We start from the raw sequence: 14,030 nt of genomic DNA, 5'->3' as shown, positions 1-14,030 counted from the left end.
CCCTCGACGGTCCGGGGTTCCCTCGGTGCCGGGCAGGACCACCGGAGCCGCGAGGATGGGGCGATGCAGCTCATCGCCTCGCTCGAGCGGCACCAGGTCGCCTGGTACCTCGGCGCGATCGCCGGAGGTCTCGCCGCCGGGGTCCTGCTGCCGGCAGCCTCGCGGCTCGACGTCGCCGTCACTCCGGTGCTGGGGCTGCTGCTGTTCGCGACGTTCCTCGGCGTGCCGTTCCTCTCGGTGCTGCGCTCCTTCGGCGACGGTCGGTTCCTCGGCGCAGTGCTGATCGTGAACTTCGTCGTGGTGCCGGCGGTCGCCTTCGGCCTCTCGCGGTTCGTCGCCGGCGATCCGGCCCTGGTCTTCGGCGTGCTGCTGGTGCTGCTGACCCCGTGCGTCGACTACGTGATCGTCTTCAGCGGTCTGGCGGGTGGCGCCTCCGCCCGGCTGCTCGCGGCCGCACCCCTGCTGATGCTCGTGCAGATCCTGCTGCTGCCGGTCCTCCTCCGCGTGATCCTCGGCGCGGAGGCGGTGGCCGCGGTCGACATCGGGCCGTTCGCCGAGGCGTTCCTGCTGCTCATCGTCCTGCCGCTCGCCGCCGCGGCGGCTCTCCAGGCGCTCGCGGCGCGCTCGGCGGCGGGGCGGCGGATCGAGCGCGCGGTGCAGTCGGCGATGGTGCCGCTGATGGTGGCGACGCTCCTCACGGTGGTCGCGTCGCAGGCGGGCGCGGTGGGAGCCGCGCTCCCTCGGCTCGGCGTGGTGGTGCTCGTCTACGCGGCCTTCGTCGTGGTGATGTCGGCGATCGGAGGCGCGGCGGGCCGGGTCGCGCGCCTCGATACCCCGGGGCGGCGGGCCCTGCTCTTCAGCGGAGTGACCCGCAACTCCCTCGTGGTGCTCCCGCTCGCGCTGGCCCTGCCGCCGGCGCTGTCGCTCGTTCCTGTGGTCGTGGTGACGCAGACCCTCGTCGAGCTCGTCGCGATGGTGCTGCTCGTGCGCCTGGTCCCCCGCCTCGTCCCCTGACCGCTGGGCCGAGCGCAGCGCCGGCTCGCGGTCAGCGGACGGCGCGGGCGCCCGCCGCGACGAGGAGCAGCAGTCCCGCGGCGGCCGTCGAGGCGGCTACCACCGCCTCCGTCCACGGCGTCGTGTCGTACGACTGGTAGCCCGTGACCATCGGAGCGATCGCGAACGCCGCGACCAGGTAGCCCGGCAGCGTCGCTCCGAGCAGGAGCACCCCCGCCACCGCCGCCGCCCACGACACTGTCGCCCAGATCAGCGCCAGCGCGACGAGGGCGACGGCCGACGCGAGACCCAGCACCAGCTGGACCCCGACGTTCTGCAGCGGCGACGGCGCGTCGATCACGCCCGAGACGAGGGCGTGCAGGCCGAGGAGCCCGAACGACGCCGCGACGAGGATCACCAGAAGTCCGCCGACGCGGCCCGGCGGCGTGAACGCTCGACCGGTGGCGAGGACTCCGAGCGCCAGCAGGACCGTGCCGATCCCGTAGAGCTGGGCCGCGGCTCCGACGTTCTCCCACGGATCGGCCGGGAACGCGTAGTCGAAGAGGTGGTCCTCGACGGTGCGATCGTCGCGCGTCCACCCGTCGGCCGCGACGACCCAGCGCTCGACGGCGGCGAGGGCCTGCAGCACGGCCGAGGCCAGCACGAGCACGGCCGCCCCGAGCGCGGTCCTCCACCGCGAGAGGGGTCGGAGTGAGGCGCTCGTCATGCCTCCAGGTTAGGCAGGCACCTCCCCGCCCGAGACGAACAGCGGGCTAACGCCGACCGCGGTGTGCGACGGTGTCCGCATGACGCGACTCGACGCCTCCGCGACAGCACACGTCGACGCGATGGCGCACCCGCGGCGCGAGCAGATCGAGCGTGCTCGGGAGGCGGTGCTCGCCGCCGACGACCGGCTCGTCGAGTCGGTGAAGTGGAACGCGCCGAGCTACGCGATCGGCGCGCACCTGGTGACGCTGCGCCTGCGGCCCGGCGACCGCGTCGAGGTGATCCTGCACCGCGGAGTCGCGGCGCGGGCCGACTCCGTCGCCCCCGCCCTCGAGGACCCCCTCCTCGACTGGCGCGCCCCCGACCGGGCCGTGCGCGCCCTCGCCCCCGACGAGGACCCGCGCCTGCTGACTCCCCTCGTGCGCCAGTGGCTCGCCGCCGTCGCTCCGCGCGCCGAGGGAACCCCGGACCGGTGAGGCGGCCCGGAGCAGGAGGCTCCCTCGACGGCCGGGGGCTCTCTCGGCAGCCGAGCGTCCCCGCGATGGCCGGGCGACGGGCCCGCGCCCGCTAGCGTCGAGCGGTGAGCACCCGCACCCTCGACCGCAGCATCCTGCGACTGGCCGTGCCCGCGCTCGGCTCGCTGGTCGCCGAGCCGCTGTTCCTGCTCACCGACTCGGCCCTCGTCGGGCACCTCGGCGCGGTGCCGCTCGCGGGCCTCGCACTCGGCGGCGCGGTCCTGCAGACGATCGTCGGGCTCATGGTGTTCCTCGCCTACAGCACGACGCCCCGGGTCGGCCGCGCGCTCGGCGAGGGCGACGAGCGCCGCGCGGTGGCCGCCGGGATCGACGGCGGCTGGCTCGCCCTCGCCCTCGGCGCCGCGATCGCGGTGGCCGGCGCGATCCTCAGCCCGGTGCTCATCGGGCTGTTCGGCGCCGAGCCGGAGGTGGCCGAGGCCGGCGTGCGCTACCTGGCGGTGAGCATGGCCGGGATCCCCGCGATGCTCGGCGTCTTCGCCCTCACCGGCCTCCTCCGCGGCTTCCAGGACACCCGCACGCCGCTGGTCATCGCGGCCGGCGGATTCGCGCTCAACGCGGGCCTGAACGCCGTGCTGATCTACCCCGTCTGCCTGGGGATAACCGGGTCGGCGCTCGGGACTGTGGTGGCGCAGTGGGCGATGTTCGCGGCCTACGCGGGAGTCGCCGTCCGGCTCGCCCGGAGGGCCGGCGCTCCGCTGCGACCCCACCTCGCGGGGCTCCGCTCGTCCGCCGGCTCGGGCGGCTGGATGCTGCTGCGCACGGCGAGCCTGCGGGCGGCGATCCTGCTCGCGGTCGCCGTCGCCTCGGCACTGGGGGCGGAGGAGCTCGGCGCGTTCCAGGTCGCGATGACGGTCTTCTCGACGGTCGCCTTCGCCCTCGACGCGGTGGCGATCGCCGCGCAGGCGCTGCTGGGCCGGCTCCTCGGCGCGGGGGCGCGAGCGGAGGCGCGCGCGGTCACGAAACGCTGCGTGACCTGGGGAATCGGTGCGGGAGTCGTGCTCGGGGCGGTCGTGACCGCTTCGTGTGGTTACCTGCCGTTCGTCTTCTCGAGCGACCCGGAGGTGCTCCGCCTGCTGCCCGCGGCCCTCGCGGTCGTCGGACTCACGGCCCCGCTGGGCGGCTACGTCTTCGTCCTCGACGGCGTCCTGATCGGGGCGGGCGACGGGCGCTACCTCGCCCTGAGCGGCCTCGTGAACCTCGCGATCTTCGCTCCGCTGGCCCTGCTCGCGCCCGCCGCACCCGCGGAATGGCGCCTCCTGGCCCTCTGGATCGCCTTCGCCCTGGGCTATCTGGGTGCCCGCGCACTGACCCTCGGCCTGCGCGTGCGCAGCGACGTCTGGCTCCGCTGACCCCTCGAACAGAGTTTCGAACAGGCTGTGGATAGACCTGTGGACAACTGCGTGCGCTCCGGCGTCCGCCGACCCGCGGTGGCGGACGTGCGATCTGCAGGAGCTCGCGGCGAAGCCGGCGATTCTGCCGCACGTTCCGCATCAAAACCGCGTCGACTCCTGCACACCGCACCATCACCTGCAGACCGCACCTCCCGGAGGCCGACGTGCGGTTCGCAGGAGTTCGTGCGATCTGCAGGAGCTCGCAGCGAAACCGGCGATCCTGTCGCATGCTCCACGTCAGAACCGCGTCGACTCCTGCACACCGCACCATCGCCTGCAGACCGCACCTCCACACGTCGGAGCGAGCACGCACGACAGGCGCCGGCAGCAGTCCGCCGTCAGCGCGGCGGCGCGCTCGTGTTCCCGCGGTGGAACACCGCGCTGAAGCAGACCTCGTCGGCGGCCTCGCCCGCGAGCAGCGCCACCACCGCGCGCGCGGCGGCCCGCCCCTTGTCGACGGCCGGCTGCACCATCGTCGTCAGGTCGTAGCCCGCCGCGAGGCCCGGCACCTGCACCCCGTCGAATCCGAGCACCGACACGTCCTCCGGCACCCGCAGCCCGAGCTGCTCGGCGGCGAGGATGACCCCCGCGGCCAGCAGATCGCTCTGCGCGATCACGGCGGTCGGCGGCTCCGCGACGTCGAGCAGCGCCCGGCCCGCCGCGACGCCCTCGTCGACCGTGCTCGCCGCGGCGGCCACCGCCTCGACATCCGCGAAGACGTCGAGCACGCCGGCGAGGCGGTCCACGGCGGTGATGCTCGAGCTGGCGCGCCAGTCGTCCGGGACCGGGCCGCGGCGCCGGTCCTTCGCGAACGGCAGGGCGACGGAGGCGACGCGCTCGTGCCCCAGCTCGCGCACGTGCTCGGCGAGTGCGCGGCTCGCCTCGCGGTTGTCGAGCGAGACCACGGCCGCGCCGAGCTCCGAGAAGCCCTCGACGACGACGACCGGGACCCCGCGGCGCCGCAGGATCGCGAGCGAGTCGTCGACCGAGGGGCTGCAGCCGACCAGGATCATCGCGTCCACCGGCGCGGTCGCGAGCAGACCCGCGCCGTCCTCCGTCTCGGTGAGCAGGAGGATGCCCGCGCCCGCCGCGCCGAGCACGTCGGCGATCCCGTCGAGCATCGCGATCTTGATCGGGTCGCGGAACGCGTGCAGCAGCCGCTCGTCGACGACGACGCCGACGATGCCCGAGCTGCCCTTGCGGAGCGAGCGCGCGCGCGGGTCGGGGCCGCCGTAGTCGAGCTCGGCCGCCGCGGCGAGCACCCGCTCCTTGGTGGCCGCCGACACGGGACCGGCGCCGCTGAACACGAGCGACGCGGTCGACGCCGAGACCCCGGCGCGCGCCGCGACCCGCGCGAGGGTCGGCCGCGAGGGGCGGGGCTTCTGCGACTCCACAGTGCTCGACTCCACGGTCCTCCTCGGCAAGCGGGCGGTCCGTGTCTCCTTGACCGGCCCGGGGGTTCTGGATAGCTTAGACCGATCCCGCTCGAATCGATTCGATCCCGGGTCGTCCCGTCTCGCGGGGCTCGGAGGCACCGGGCCCGGCCCGCTCCAGGAATCCCGTGATGACCACCACCTCCGCCCTCACCCGCCCTCAGCTCGTCGCCTGGCGCAACGCCGTCTTCACGATCTTCGTGCTGAGCGGCGTCTCCATCGCGACCTGGGTCTCGCGCACGCCCGCCATCCGCGACGAGCTCGAACTGTCGACCGCCGGTGTCGGGCTGCTCATCCTCGCGATGTCGATCGGCGCGATCGTCGGCCTCACCCTGTCGACCGCGATCATGTCGCTGATCGGCGCGCGCCGCGGGATGGTGGCCGGGCTCACGATCTGCGCCTCCGGCCTCGCGATCCTCGGCGTCGCCGCCGACTCGCTCGGCGCGCTGCCGGTCGCGTTCGCCGGCATGGCGCTCCTCGGCTTCGGCAACGGCGCGGTCGACGTGATGATGAACGTCGAGGGCGCCGCGAACGAGGCGGCCTTCGGCAAGACCCTGCTGCCCCTGTTCCACGCCTTCTTCAGCCTCGGCACCGTGGCGGGCGCACTCCTCGGCGCCGCCGCCTCCGCCCTCGCCGTGCCGGTCGCCGTGCACCTCGTCGTGATCGCGGTCGTCGTCGTGGTGACCGCGGTCGTCGCCATCCGCTTCGTGCCGGTCCGCGACGCCGACGTCGCCGCCGGCACCGTCAAGGCCCCGGTGCGCGAGCGGGTCGCCGACTCGATCGGCGTCTGGCGCGACACCCGCCTCGTCTTCATCGGCCTGATCATGCTCGGCATGGCGTTCGCGGAGGGGTCGGCCAACGACTGGATGACCCTCGCGATGGTCGACGGCCACGGCGCCGACATGACCACCGCCGCCATCGTGTTCGGCGTCTTCGTCGGCGCGATGACCGTCGGCCGCGTCCTCGGCGGCCCCGTCCTCGACCGCTTCGGCCGCGTGCCCGTGCTGCGCGGCTCCGCGGTCCTCGCCGTCGTCGGCATCCTGCTCTTCATCCTCGCGCCGGTCGACGCCCTCGTCATCGTCGGAGCCGTCGCCTGGGGCCTGGGCTGCTCGCTCGGCTTCCCGGTCGGCATGTCGGCGGCGGCCGAGGGCCCGCACTCGGCCGCGCGGGTCAGCGCCGTCGCGACGCTGGGCTACGTCGCCTTCCTCGTCGGCCCGCCGCTGATCGGCTTCCTCGGCGAGCACTTCGGCATCCTGAACGCGCTGTTCCTGGTGCTCGCGCTCGTCGTCGTGGCCGGTCTGGCCTCGCCCGCCGCGCGCAGCCGCCGCGCCGGGGAGACCGCGTGAGCGGCCCGGGCCTCGAGGCCTGCCGCGTCGCCCTGGTCACCGGCGCCAACCACGGCATCGGCGCCGCGATCGCCGAGCGCCTGGCCGCCGACGGACTCGCCGTGCTCGTGGCCCACCTCGCCGAGGAGATCCCCGAGTACGAGCCCGAGCGCCAGCGCCTCGCCCACCGGACCGACGGCGAGCGGGTCGCCGAGCGGATCCGCGCGGCCGGCGGTCGCGCACGGGCGGTGTCCGCCGATCTGCGCGACGCCGCCTCCGCCGCTCTGCTCTTCGACGCCGCCGAGGAGTCGCTCGGACCGGTCGACGTGCTCGTCAACAACGCCACCGGCTCCCTGATCGACACCTTCCGAGCCCGCGACGCCGACTGGATGGGACGCCCCCAACGCCGGGTCACCGCCGAGACCTTCGACCGCCAGTTCTCGGTCGACGCCCGCGCCGGCGCGCTGCTGATCGCCGAGTTCGCCGAGCGCTTCGAGCGCCGCGGGGCGCACGGCGGCCGCATCGTCTCGCTGACGTCCGGAGGCGAGCGGGGCTTCCCCGGCGAGGTCTCGTACGGCGCCGCGAAGGCCGCCCTGGTCGACTACACGATCTCGGCCTCGCTCGAGCTCGGCCCGCTCGGGATCACCGCCAACGCGCTGCACCCTCCCGTCACGGACACGGGCTGGGTGACCGACGACGTGCGCTCCGCCGTCGACGCCGACGACCGCTTCTTCGACGTCGCCCGGCCCGACGAGGTCGGCGACCTCGCCTCCTTCCTCGTCTCCCCCGCCGGCCGCCGCGTCACCGGCAACGTCATCCGCATGGCCTGACGCCGACCCACCGGATCACCCGGCACGGCCCGGTCCACGGGTCCGGTCCGACTCGCAGGAGGCCGGGATTGTGGCGGGCCGAACGCGATCGCGCCAGCCCACGAACGCCCGGCCCGCCCCCGCCGCGCCGCGAATATGCTCCGAGGCGCAGCGGAGGAGGACCGGGTGAGACTCGAGGCACGTGACGGCGCCGTGATCCACATCGACGAGCACGGAGCGGCCGACGGACCGCCGCTCGTCGTCGTCCCCGGCGGGCCCGGGCGCCACCCCGACTACCTCGGGAGCTTCGCCCCCGTCGCGGGGACCCGACGCGTCCTCGTCCTGCACCCCCGCGGCGTCGGAGGGTCGGCCGGCGTCCCCGCGCGCTCGTTCGCCGACCTCGCCGACGACCTCGAGGATCTGCGCCGCCACCTCGCCGTCGACACCCTCGATCTCCTGGCCCACGCCACCGGATGCCGCACTGCGCTGGTCTACGCCGCGCGATTTCCCGAGCACATCGCCCACCTGCTGCTGATCGCTCCGGGGACCGCGTGGCTCGGAGTCGACGGAGACGACCGGTTCGCTCTCGCCGACCGGCACCGGCACGAGGAGTGGTTCGACGACGCGATCGAGGCGGCCAGCGCGTTCGGGTGCGAACCGGATCCGCACCGCCGTCTCGCGCTCGTCCGTCGCATCGGGCCGCTCGGCTGGTCGAGCTGGGACGAGCGGGCCCGCGCCCACGAGAGCGCCGCCCGGTGGTACCCGGACGCGTTCGCGGCCTTCTCCGCCGCGATCGATGCGGAGGCGCTGCGCCGGTCGCTCGCCCGGGTCGCCTGCCCGGTCGTCGTCGTCGGCGGTGAGGACGACGCCCTGGCCGGGTTCGACGCGCTCGCGGAGCTCGCCGCGCTCTTCCCCCGCGGGAGCCTCGCCGCCATCGAGGCGTGCGGGCACTACCCCTGGGTCGAGGCTCCGGCCGAGTTCGCGATCGCCCTCCGCGCCTTCCTCGCCGGCGCGCCTCCCGCGCCTCCGATCGGCCGCCGCCGATCGTGCCCCGGACCGGAGTGACGCGGCGTCTATCCTCGACGGGTGCGTCTCGTCATCGCGCGCTGCTCGGTCGACTACTCCGGCCGCCTCAGCGCCCACCTCCCCCTCGCCACCCGCCTGCTGCTGGTCAAGGCCGACGGCAGCGTCCTCGTGCACTCCGACGGCGGCTCCTACAAGCCGCTCAACTGGATGAGCCCGCCGTGCACGCTGATCACCGGCGAGCCCGACGAGACGGCGAAGGAGGCGGGCGTGATCGAGCAGTGGACGGTCGCGCACAAGAAGACGGGCGACGCGCTGATCGTCTCGATCCACGAGGTGCTGCACGATTCGGCGCACGAGCTGGGAGTCGATCCCGGGCTCGTGAAGGACGGAGTCGAGGCGCATCTGCAGCGCCTGCTCGCCGAGCAGATCGACCTCCTGGGCGAGGGGCACACTCTCGTCCGCCGCGAGTACATGACCGCGATCGGGCCGGTCGACATCCTCGCCCGCGACTCCCGGGGAGCCGCTGTCGCCGTCGAGATCAAGCGCCGCGGAGAGATCGACGGCGTCGAGCAGCTCACCCGCTATCTCGAGCTCATGAACCGGGATCCGCACCTCTCACCGGTCACCGGAGTCTTCGCCGCGCAGGAGATCAAACCGCAGGCCAGGACTCTCGCGCAGGACCGCGGTATCCGCTGCGTCGTCCTCGACTACGAGGCGATGCGCGGCGTCGACGACTCCCACACCCGCCTGTTCTGACGCGAGCGCGGTACTTCTCGGGCAGGAAAGGCATCTGTCTCGAGAGGCCGTCTCGATACACCGCCTCCGCCGGCTGCTCGATCAGCGGGCCACTCCCGCGAGAGTGGTGAATCGCCGAGGACACTGCCGCTCCGACCCCGCCTGTCTGCGGATCGAATGGGCCGCGCAGCGCGCGCATCAAGGTCCGAGGGTCACCCCTGCCGACGGTGTCCGGTCTCGATAGGCCCCGTCGGGCTGCTCGACGAGCGGACCGGATGCGGTCCATTCCTGCGCTGTCGATCATCCCGAGAGAATGCCCGCACCGGACACACGGAAGGCCCCCGCGAGAGATCTCGGCGAGGGCCTTCTGCGAGCAGTGGTGCGGCTTACTTGTTCGCCGCCTGGTAAGCGGCCTGGACCTCGGCGGGGATGCGTCCGCGGTCGGAGACCTGGTGGCCGTTGGCGTTCGCCCACTCGCGGATGGCCTTGAGCTGCTTGGGGTCGCTCTTCGACGCGGTCGCCGCGGAGGTGGCGGCGGCGGGGCGCGATCCGACGCGGCGAGCGCTCGAGACGAACTTCTCGAGAGCCGAGTGCAGACCGGCGATGTTGTCGGGGCCGAGGTCGATCTCGTAGTTGGCGCCGTCGATGCTGAATCGGACGGTTCCGCCTTCTCCCGAATCGATCGGGGTGCCATCGATATCGTCGACGAGCGTGATCTTCTGAGCCACTTTTTCCTCCAGTGTCGTTAGGTCCGGCGTTGTTCTGTCCGGCGTTGTTCGGTCCGGTATTGCTCGGTCCGGTATGTATCGGACCAGGTCTTTCTCAGGCGCGATGTGCATCCGGACCCATGGGTATCGGCTCCTGCGTATCGGACCCCGTGCGAAGGGAACCGTGCGCTGGTCCGAATGGTGTCGGACGTGCGCGGATCCGACTCTGTCGTTCTTCGAACCGAACAAGACGTTACCCCTTCTTCTCCCTCCTGGCACGCTTATCGGCATCCTCTGACGTCATTCGGCGCAAAGAGAGGGCTCGATATCCGCGCCATTGCCGCACTCGAGGCCCGATTCTCGGAAATCACCGTCAACCGTCGAATACCTCACTCACTCGGGTACCGAGAGAGGCGATCCCGATAGCGTGAGGTCATGACTCCGAGAGGCGGGCCGCCCGCACGTCCCCTGAAGCCGGGCCCCGCCCGCAACGCCCCTGCCCGAGAGGCGCTCGAGGCTCTGGTCGCCGAGCCGACCCGGGAGGGCGTGACGCGCCTGCTCGAGGCCTGCCTGGCCGGCTCGCTCGTCGTCGACGTCACGGGATCGCAGCCGGGCGGAGTCCCGCACGTGCGCACCGTCGCCACGACCACCGGCGAGCAGGTCCTGCCGCTGTTCACCTCGACCGACGAGGTGCGCGCCGCGGTCCCGCGCCAGCAGCACCCGCGCGTGCAGATGCTCGTGCTGCCCGGGCGGGAGGCCTTCGCCCTCATCCGCACCGCCGACTTCGTCGCCGTCCAGCTCGATCCGGGCTCGATCGCCCAGGTCATCACCCGGTCCTTCATCGAGGACGCCCTCGACTCCTGACTCCTCCCCGTCATCGTTCGCCCGTAGAGTGTCAGGCCCGGCGGGGCAGCGCCGGAGCCACCGCGCCACTCGAGGTCAGGAGCCCGCCATGTCCGACACCACTCTCGCGCCTGCCGGACACGGCGGCATCGGCTCGAAGACCTGGTCGTGCATCCTCTTCGACCTCGACGGCACCATCACCGACTCGGCGCCCGGCATCACGGGCACCCTCGTCGACACCTTCGTCGAGCTCGGCCGCCCGGTGCCGCTGCCCGTCGAGCTGCTCGCCTACGTCGGTCCGCCCCTCCTCGACGCCTTCCGCGAGCTCGGCGGCATGAGCGTCGACGAGGCGCAGGACGCGCTCGCCGTCTACCGTCGCCGCTACAACGCGGGCGGCCTCTTCGACTCGAGCGTCTACCCCAGGGTCCCCGAGATCCTCGCGCGCATCGCCGAGGCGGGCATCCCGCTCTCGCTGGCGACGTCGAAGCCGGAGTCGGCGGCCACCCGCGTCCTCGAGCACTACGGCCTGGCGCAGTACTTCACGGTGATCTGCGGCGCCTCCGAGGACGAGGTGCGCAGCGCGAAGGCCGACGTGGTCGAGGAGGCCCTGCGCCGCCTCCGCGCGCTCGGCGTCGACCTCTCCTCGCCCGTGATGGTCGGCGACCGCGAGCACGACGTCCACGGGGCCGCGGCGCACGGGATCCCGACGATCATGGTCGAGTGGGGTTACGGCTCGCCGGTCGAGGCCGTCGGCACGATCGCGCTGGTGTCCGAGCCGCACCAGCTCGAGACCCTCCTGCTGCCGTGAGCCCCGTACGATGAAGGCATGACTGGTCTGGGCGTCGTCCTCTCGTTCGTGCTGTTCCTCGGCGGGATCCTCGTGCTCGGCAACTCGTTCCTGCTGCCCGACATCGCCGGCTTCCTCTTCTTCGGCGGAATCCTGATGATCTCGGCGTCGCTCGGTCTCGCCTTCCACCTGCTGCCGAAGTCGCAGTAGTCCCGCCGCTCAGCCGAGCGTGCTCGCGTCGAGGTCGATGACCGAGCCGATGTAGACGGCGGTGCCGGCTCCGGCGATCGTCGGGTTCATCCTCAGCAGCTGCTGCACGGGGATCCCGAAGCGCTGCGCGATATCGAAGAACGTGTCGCCCTCGACCACGGTGTAGGCGACGATGTCCCCCGCACCGTCGCGCGTCGGCTCGCCGGCCGCTCCGGGCACCGCCCCGTTGTCGATCGCGTAGGCGGTCTCGGGGATCTCGGGCACGGCGTTCGGCGTGATCGTGACGGTCACCTCGGGGACGGGCACGAAGACGGTCGCGGTCGACTGCGGCAGCGCGGCGGTGACCGTCGGGTCGGGAGTGGGAGTCGCGGTGGCGAAGACCGTCACCGTCACGGTCGGAGCGGGCGCGGGAGCCGCGCAGCCGGCCACTGTCGCGACGACGGCGAGGGCGACCGCGGCGCCTCCGAGTGCTCTGGTGCGCATGGCGTGCCTCTCGCGGCGCCGACCCCCGGCGCACTCGTCCACCCTAGGAGATCGGCCCCCGGGTCTATCGTCGGAGGCGTGATGCCGCAGGAGCTCGAGAACCTCGCGCACCTGCGCCGCGCCCGCGACCTGATCGACCGCGACTACGCCCGCCCGCTCGACGTGCCGACGATGGCGGCGCGGGCCCTGATGTCGCCGTCGCACTTCTCGCGCCGCTTCCGCGCGGCGTACGGCGAGACTCCCTACAGCTACCTGATGACCCGGCGCATCGAGCGGGCGATGGCCCTGCTGCGTGACGGGGCGAGCGTGACGGAGGCGTGCCTGGCGGTCGGCTGCACCTCGCTCGGCTCGTTCAGCTCGCGCTTCACCGAGATCGTGGGCCGCTCCCCCTCGGCGTACCGCGACGGCCCGCACGACGCGGTCGAGGCGATGCCCGCGTGCATCGCGCGCTTCCGCACCCGGCCGCTGCGGCCGGCGCCCGCCGCCGCCCGCTGATCGAGTAGCCCTCGGAGAGGGCGTATCGAGATCCACCAGCGCCAGAAGGCCGGCTCTGCAGACCTCGACCGCTGACGGACGGGGTCTCGATACGCCGCCTGCGGCGGCTGCTCGACCGGCGGGCAGGACTGCCCCGACCGGGACGGCGCGGCACCCGCTCCGCATCGAGCAGGATCGGAGAAGCGGCGCGTGGGACCCCCGGCATACAGTCGCCGCCATGAGCATCGAGCTGCAGTACGTGAACATCACCGTCAACGACGTCGACGAGTCGATCGCCTTCTACGGCGACGCCCTCGGCCTCGACGTCGTCATGGACGTCGCGAACGGAGGCTTCCGCTGGGTCACCCTCGGCAGCGCGTCGCAGCCGGGCCTCGGCCTGGTCCTCTCGGTCCCGCACGCCGGGCGCTCGCAGGCCGACGGCGACGCCCTCCAGGAGCTCCTGACGAAGGGGGTGCTGCCGATGCTCGTCTTCCGCGCGAGCGATCTCGACGCGACCTTCGAGTCGGTGCGCGCCTCCGGGGCCGAGGTGCTGCAGGAGCCGATCGAGCAGAGCTGGGGCCCGCGCGACTGCGCGTTCCGCGACCCCTCCGGCAACACGGTGCGGGTGTCGCAGGCCTGAGCCTCAGGCGTGCGGTTCGGGCAGGAGGCGCAGACCTCCGCCGCCGTTCGCCGCGTCCATCAGCGCCTCGACCCAGGTGGGGTTGATGGTCGGCTGACGGCTGCCGGCGAAGTGGAACTGCAGGGCGATGTTGGGGTTCATCCAGAACGAGTGGCGTCCCCGCGCTCCCTCGGGCATCGAGTCGAGCGTGAGGCTGAAGCGCTCGTCGCGCCGGAACTTCGCGTAGATCACGATCTGGAGGTGGGCGAGGGTCCGGTCCTCGATCTCGATCACGGCCGGCGGGGTGCCGTAGAGGAATTGGCCCATGACACGAGCCTATCTCTAGTCAGCCTCTTTACTAGCCTGTCTAGCTAATTCTCTGGGTCGGGCCGACCGTCCTCCGGCTCGTCCGCGTCGATCTCGTCGACGGCCGAGCTCATCCGGCGGAGGAAGTTCACGACGACCTCGGCCTCGTGCGCATCGAGGTCCTCGGCGATCTCGAGCATCCGGTGGTGCATCTGCTTGAGCGTCGCGCGCACCTCCTGATCGCTGTCGGGCGTCGCCTCGACGACGATCCCGCGGCGGTCGGTGGGGTGGGGCCTGCGCACGAGGTGGCCGCTGCGGACGAGCCTGTCGATCAGCACGGTCGTCGACGCGGACGAGATCGAGAGGTGCGCGGCGAGGTCCTTCGCGCTGACGAGGACCCCGGTGCGCTGCTGGCGGAGCAGGAACTGGACCGCGATCAGGTCGGTCTCGCCCATCGCCATCTTCTCGCGCGTGCGGCGGCGCATCGAGACCTCCGACACCCGGTAGGTGCGCATCGCGCTCAGCACCTCGACGGCACGTCGCGTGGAGGACTCGTCGGGATACCAGTACCCGGCGCCGCTCCTGACCGTGGTCTCGCTCATCCGCTCATCCTAGACGCGCGTGCAA

At 72.8% G+C, this 14,030-nt stretch carries 18 protein-coding genes; 12 read left to right on the top strand and 6 right to left on the bottom strand.

Features of this window, described 5'->3' with window-relative positions; genetic code table 11:
* Nucleotides 1-63: 63 nt before the first annotated feature.
* A complete protein-coding gene (locus GSU68_RS00390) occupies nt 64-1,014 on the top strand; it encodes a bile acid:sodium symporter (RefSeq protein ID WP_159905162.1) in 951 nt (316 codons plus the stop codon).
* Nucleotides 1,015-1,045: 31 nt separating this feature from the next.
* Here GSU68_RS00390 and GSU68_RS00385 read toward each other — a convergent pair whose 3' ends face one another.
* A complete protein-coding gene (locus GSU68_RS00385) occupies nt 1,046-1,720 on the bottom strand; it encodes a hypothetical protein (RefSeq protein ID WP_159905161.1) in 675 nt (224 codons plus the stop codon).
* Nucleotides 1,721-1,799: 79 nt separating this feature from the next.
* Here GSU68_RS00385 and GSU68_RS00380 point away from each other — a divergent pair, with 79 nt between their 5' ends.
* Complete coding sequence (locus GSU68_RS00380) at nt 1,800-2,195, top strand: DUF1801 domain-containing protein (protein ID WP_159905160.1); 396 nt, start codon at nt 1,800-1,802, stop codon at nt 2,193-2,195.
* 104 nt (nt 2,196-2,299) lie between these two features.
* On the top strand, nt 2,300-3,604 hold the full coding sequence (locus GSU68_RS00375; protein WP_244259346.1) for an MATE family efflux transporter: 1,305 nt from the start codon (nt 2,300-2,302) through the stop codon (nt 3,602-3,604).
* Between the two features lie 380 nt (nt 3,605-3,984).
* Here GSU68_RS00375 and GSU68_RS00370 read toward each other — a convergent pair whose 3' ends face one another.
* Entirely contained in the window at nt 3,985-5,055 is a 1,071-nt protein-coding gene (locus tag GSU68_RS00370) for a substrate-binding domain-containing protein (RefSeq protein ID WP_244259345.1), read from the bottom strand.
* Between the two features lie 155 nt (nt 5,056-5,210).
* Between GSU68_RS00370 and GSU68_RS00365 the strand changes: the two genes are divergently transcribed.
* The 4 genes from GSU68_RS00365 to nucS all read left to right on the top strand — a co-directional run bounded on the left by GSU68_RS00365 (nt 5,211) and on the right by nucS (nt 8,995).
* Nucleotides 5,211-6,425 carry an MFS transporter gene (locus tag GSU68_RS00365; protein WP_159905159.1) on the top strand — a complete coding sequence of 405 codons (1,215 nt, stop codon included), beginning with the start codon at nt 5,211-5,213 and terminating at the stop codon, nt 6,423-6,425.
* Entirely contained in the window at nt 6,422-7,234 is an 813-nt protein-coding gene (locus tag GSU68_RS00360; protein ID WP_159905158.1) for an SDR family NAD(P)-dependent oxidoreductase, read from the top strand. Before GSU68_RS00365 ends, GSU68_RS00360 begins: the two co-directional genes overlap by 4 nt.
* A 165-nt stretch (nt 7,235-7,399) precedes the next feature.
* Complete coding sequence (locus tag GSU68_RS00355) at nt 7,400-8,278, top strand: alpha/beta hydrolase (protein WP_159905157.1); 879 nt, start codon at nt 7,400-7,402, stop codon at nt 8,276-8,278.
* Between the two features lie 21 nt (nt 8,279-8,299).
* The gene (nucS, locus tag GSU68_RS00350; protein WP_159905156.1) at nt 8,300-8,995 is read left to right on the top strand and encodes an endonuclease NucS; all 696 of its coding nucleotides are present in this window, start codon (nt 8,300-8,302) and stop codon (nt 8,993-8,995) included.
* A gap of 365 nt (nt 8,996-9,360) precedes the next feature.
* On the opposite strand, the gene GSU68_RS00345 is transcribed toward nucS, so the two are convergent.
* Nucleotides 9,361-9,702 (bottom strand): Lsr2 family protein, encoded by a 342-nt coding sequence (locus tag GSU68_RS00345; protein ID WP_159905155.1) that lies wholly within the window; start codon nt 9,700-9,702, stop codon nt 9,361-9,363.
* A 414-nt stretch (nt 9,703-10,116) separates the two neighbouring features.
* Between GSU68_RS00345 and GSU68_RS00340 the strand changes: the two genes are divergently transcribed.
* The 3 genes from GSU68_RS00340 (at nt 10,117) to GSU68_RS00330 (ending at nt 11,521) form a co-directional block, all read left to right on the top strand.
* Nucleotides 10,117-10,545: an SseB family protein gene (locus tag GSU68_RS00340; RefSeq protein ID WP_159905154.1), complete on the top strand. Its 429-nt coding sequence runs from the start codon at nt 10,117-10,119 to the stop codon at nt 10,543-10,545.
* An 88-nt stretch (nt 10,546-10,633) separates the two neighbouring features.
* A complete protein-coding gene (locus tag GSU68_RS00335; protein ID WP_159905153.1) occupies nt 10,634-11,332 on the top strand; it encodes an HAD hydrolase-like protein in 699 nt (232 codons plus the stop codon).
* Between the two features lie 18 nt (nt 11,333-11,350).
* Complete coding sequence (locus GSU68_RS00330) at nt 11,351-11,521, top strand: hypothetical protein (protein WP_159905152.1); 171 nt, start codon at nt 11,351-11,353, stop codon at nt 11,519-11,521.
* Between the two features lie 9 nt (nt 11,522-11,530).
* On the opposite strand, the gene GSU68_RS00325 is transcribed toward GSU68_RS00330, so the two are convergent.
* The gene (locus tag GSU68_RS00325) at nt 11,531-12,004 is read right to left on the bottom strand and encodes a LysM domain-containing protein (protein WP_159905151.1); all 474 of its coding nucleotides are present in this window, start codon (nt 12,002-12,004) and stop codon (nt 11,531-11,533) included.
* 78 nt (nt 12,005-12,082) lie between these two features.
* On the opposite strand from GSU68_RS00325, the gene GSU68_RS00320 reads away from it, so the two are divergent.
* Nucleotides 12,083-12,499: a helix-turn-helix transcriptional regulator gene (locus GSU68_RS00320; protein WP_159905150.1), complete on the top strand. Its 417-nt coding sequence runs from the start codon at nt 12,083-12,085 to the stop codon at nt 12,497-12,499.
* Nucleotides 12,500-12,716: 217 nt separating this feature from the next.
* Nucleotides 12,717-13,118: a VOC family protein gene (locus tag GSU68_RS00315; protein ID WP_159905149.1), complete on the top strand. Its 402-nt coding sequence runs from the start codon at nt 12,717-12,719 to the stop codon at nt 13,116-13,118.
* A 3-nt stretch (nt 13,119-13,121) separates the two neighbouring features.
* On the opposite strand, the gene GSU68_RS00310 is transcribed toward GSU68_RS00315, so the two are convergent.
* The gene (locus GSU68_RS00310; protein ID WP_159905148.1) at nt 13,122-13,424 is read right to left on the bottom strand and encodes an ATP-dependent DNA ligase; all 303 of its coding nucleotides are present in this window, start codon (nt 13,422-13,424) and stop codon (nt 13,122-13,124) included.
* Nucleotides 13,425-13,468: 44 nt separating this feature from the next.
* Nucleotides 13,469-14,005 (bottom strand): MarR family transcriptional regulator, encoded by a 537-nt coding sequence (locus GSU68_RS00305; RefSeq protein WP_159905147.1) that lies wholly within the window; start codon nt 14,003-14,005, stop codon nt 13,469-13,471.
* Between the last annotated feature and the right edge of the window lie 25 nt (nt 14,006-14,030).

The sequence above is a fragment of the Rathayibacter sp. VKM Ac-2759 genome (assembly GCF_009834225.1).
In the GTDB taxonomy this organism is placed as follows: domain Bacteria; phylum Actinomycetota; class Actinomycetes; order Actinomycetales; family Microbacteriaceae; genus Rathayibacter.
This window is presented reverse-complemented; position numbering and strand designations above follow the sequence as displayed.

Coding starts and splice junctions, on each gene's coding strand:
- GSU68_RS00340 (WP_159905154.1), top strand. CDS start 10,117: ATGACTCCGAGAGGCGGGCCGCCCGCACGTCCCCTGAAGCCGGGCCCC.
- GSU68_RS00310 (WP_159905148.1), bottom strand. CDS start 13,424: ATGGGCCAATTCCTCTACGGCACCCCGCCGGCCGTGATCGAGATCGAG.
- GSU68_RS00365 (WP_159905159.1), top strand. CDS start 5,211: ATGACCACCACCTCCGCCCTCACCCGCCCTCAGCTCGTCGCCTGGCGC.
- GSU68_RS00325 (WP_159905151.1), bottom strand. CDS start 12,004: ATGCGCACCAGAGCACTCGGAGGCGCCGCGGTCGCCCTCGCCGTCGTC.
- GSU68_RS00390 (WP_159905162.1), top strand. CDS start 64: ATGCAGCTCATCGCCTCGCTCGAGCGGCACCAGGTCGCCTGGTACCTC.
- GSU68_RS00330 (WP_159905152.1), top strand. CDS start 11,351: ATGACTGGTCTGGGCGTCGTCCTCTCGTTCGTGCTGTTCCTCGGCGGG.
- GSU68_RS00380 (WP_159905160.1), top strand. CDS start 1,800: ATGACGCGACTCGACGCCTCCGCGACAGCACACGTCGACGCGATGGCG.
- GSU68_RS00305 (WP_159905147.1), bottom strand. CDS start 14,005: ATGAGCGAGACCACGGTCAGGAGCGGCGCCGGGTACTGGTATCCCGAC.
- GSU68_RS00335 (WP_159905153.1), top strand. CDS start 10,634: ATGTCCGACACCACTCTCGCGCCTGCCGGACACGGCGGCATCGGCTCG.
- GSU68_RS00385 (WP_159905161.1), bottom strand. CDS start 1,720: ATGACGAGCGCCTCACTCCGACCCCTCTCGCGGTGGAGGACCGCGCTC.
- GSU68_RS00315 (WP_159905149.1), top strand. CDS start 12,717: ATGAGCATCGAGCTGCAGTACGTGAACATCACCGTCAACGACGTCGAC.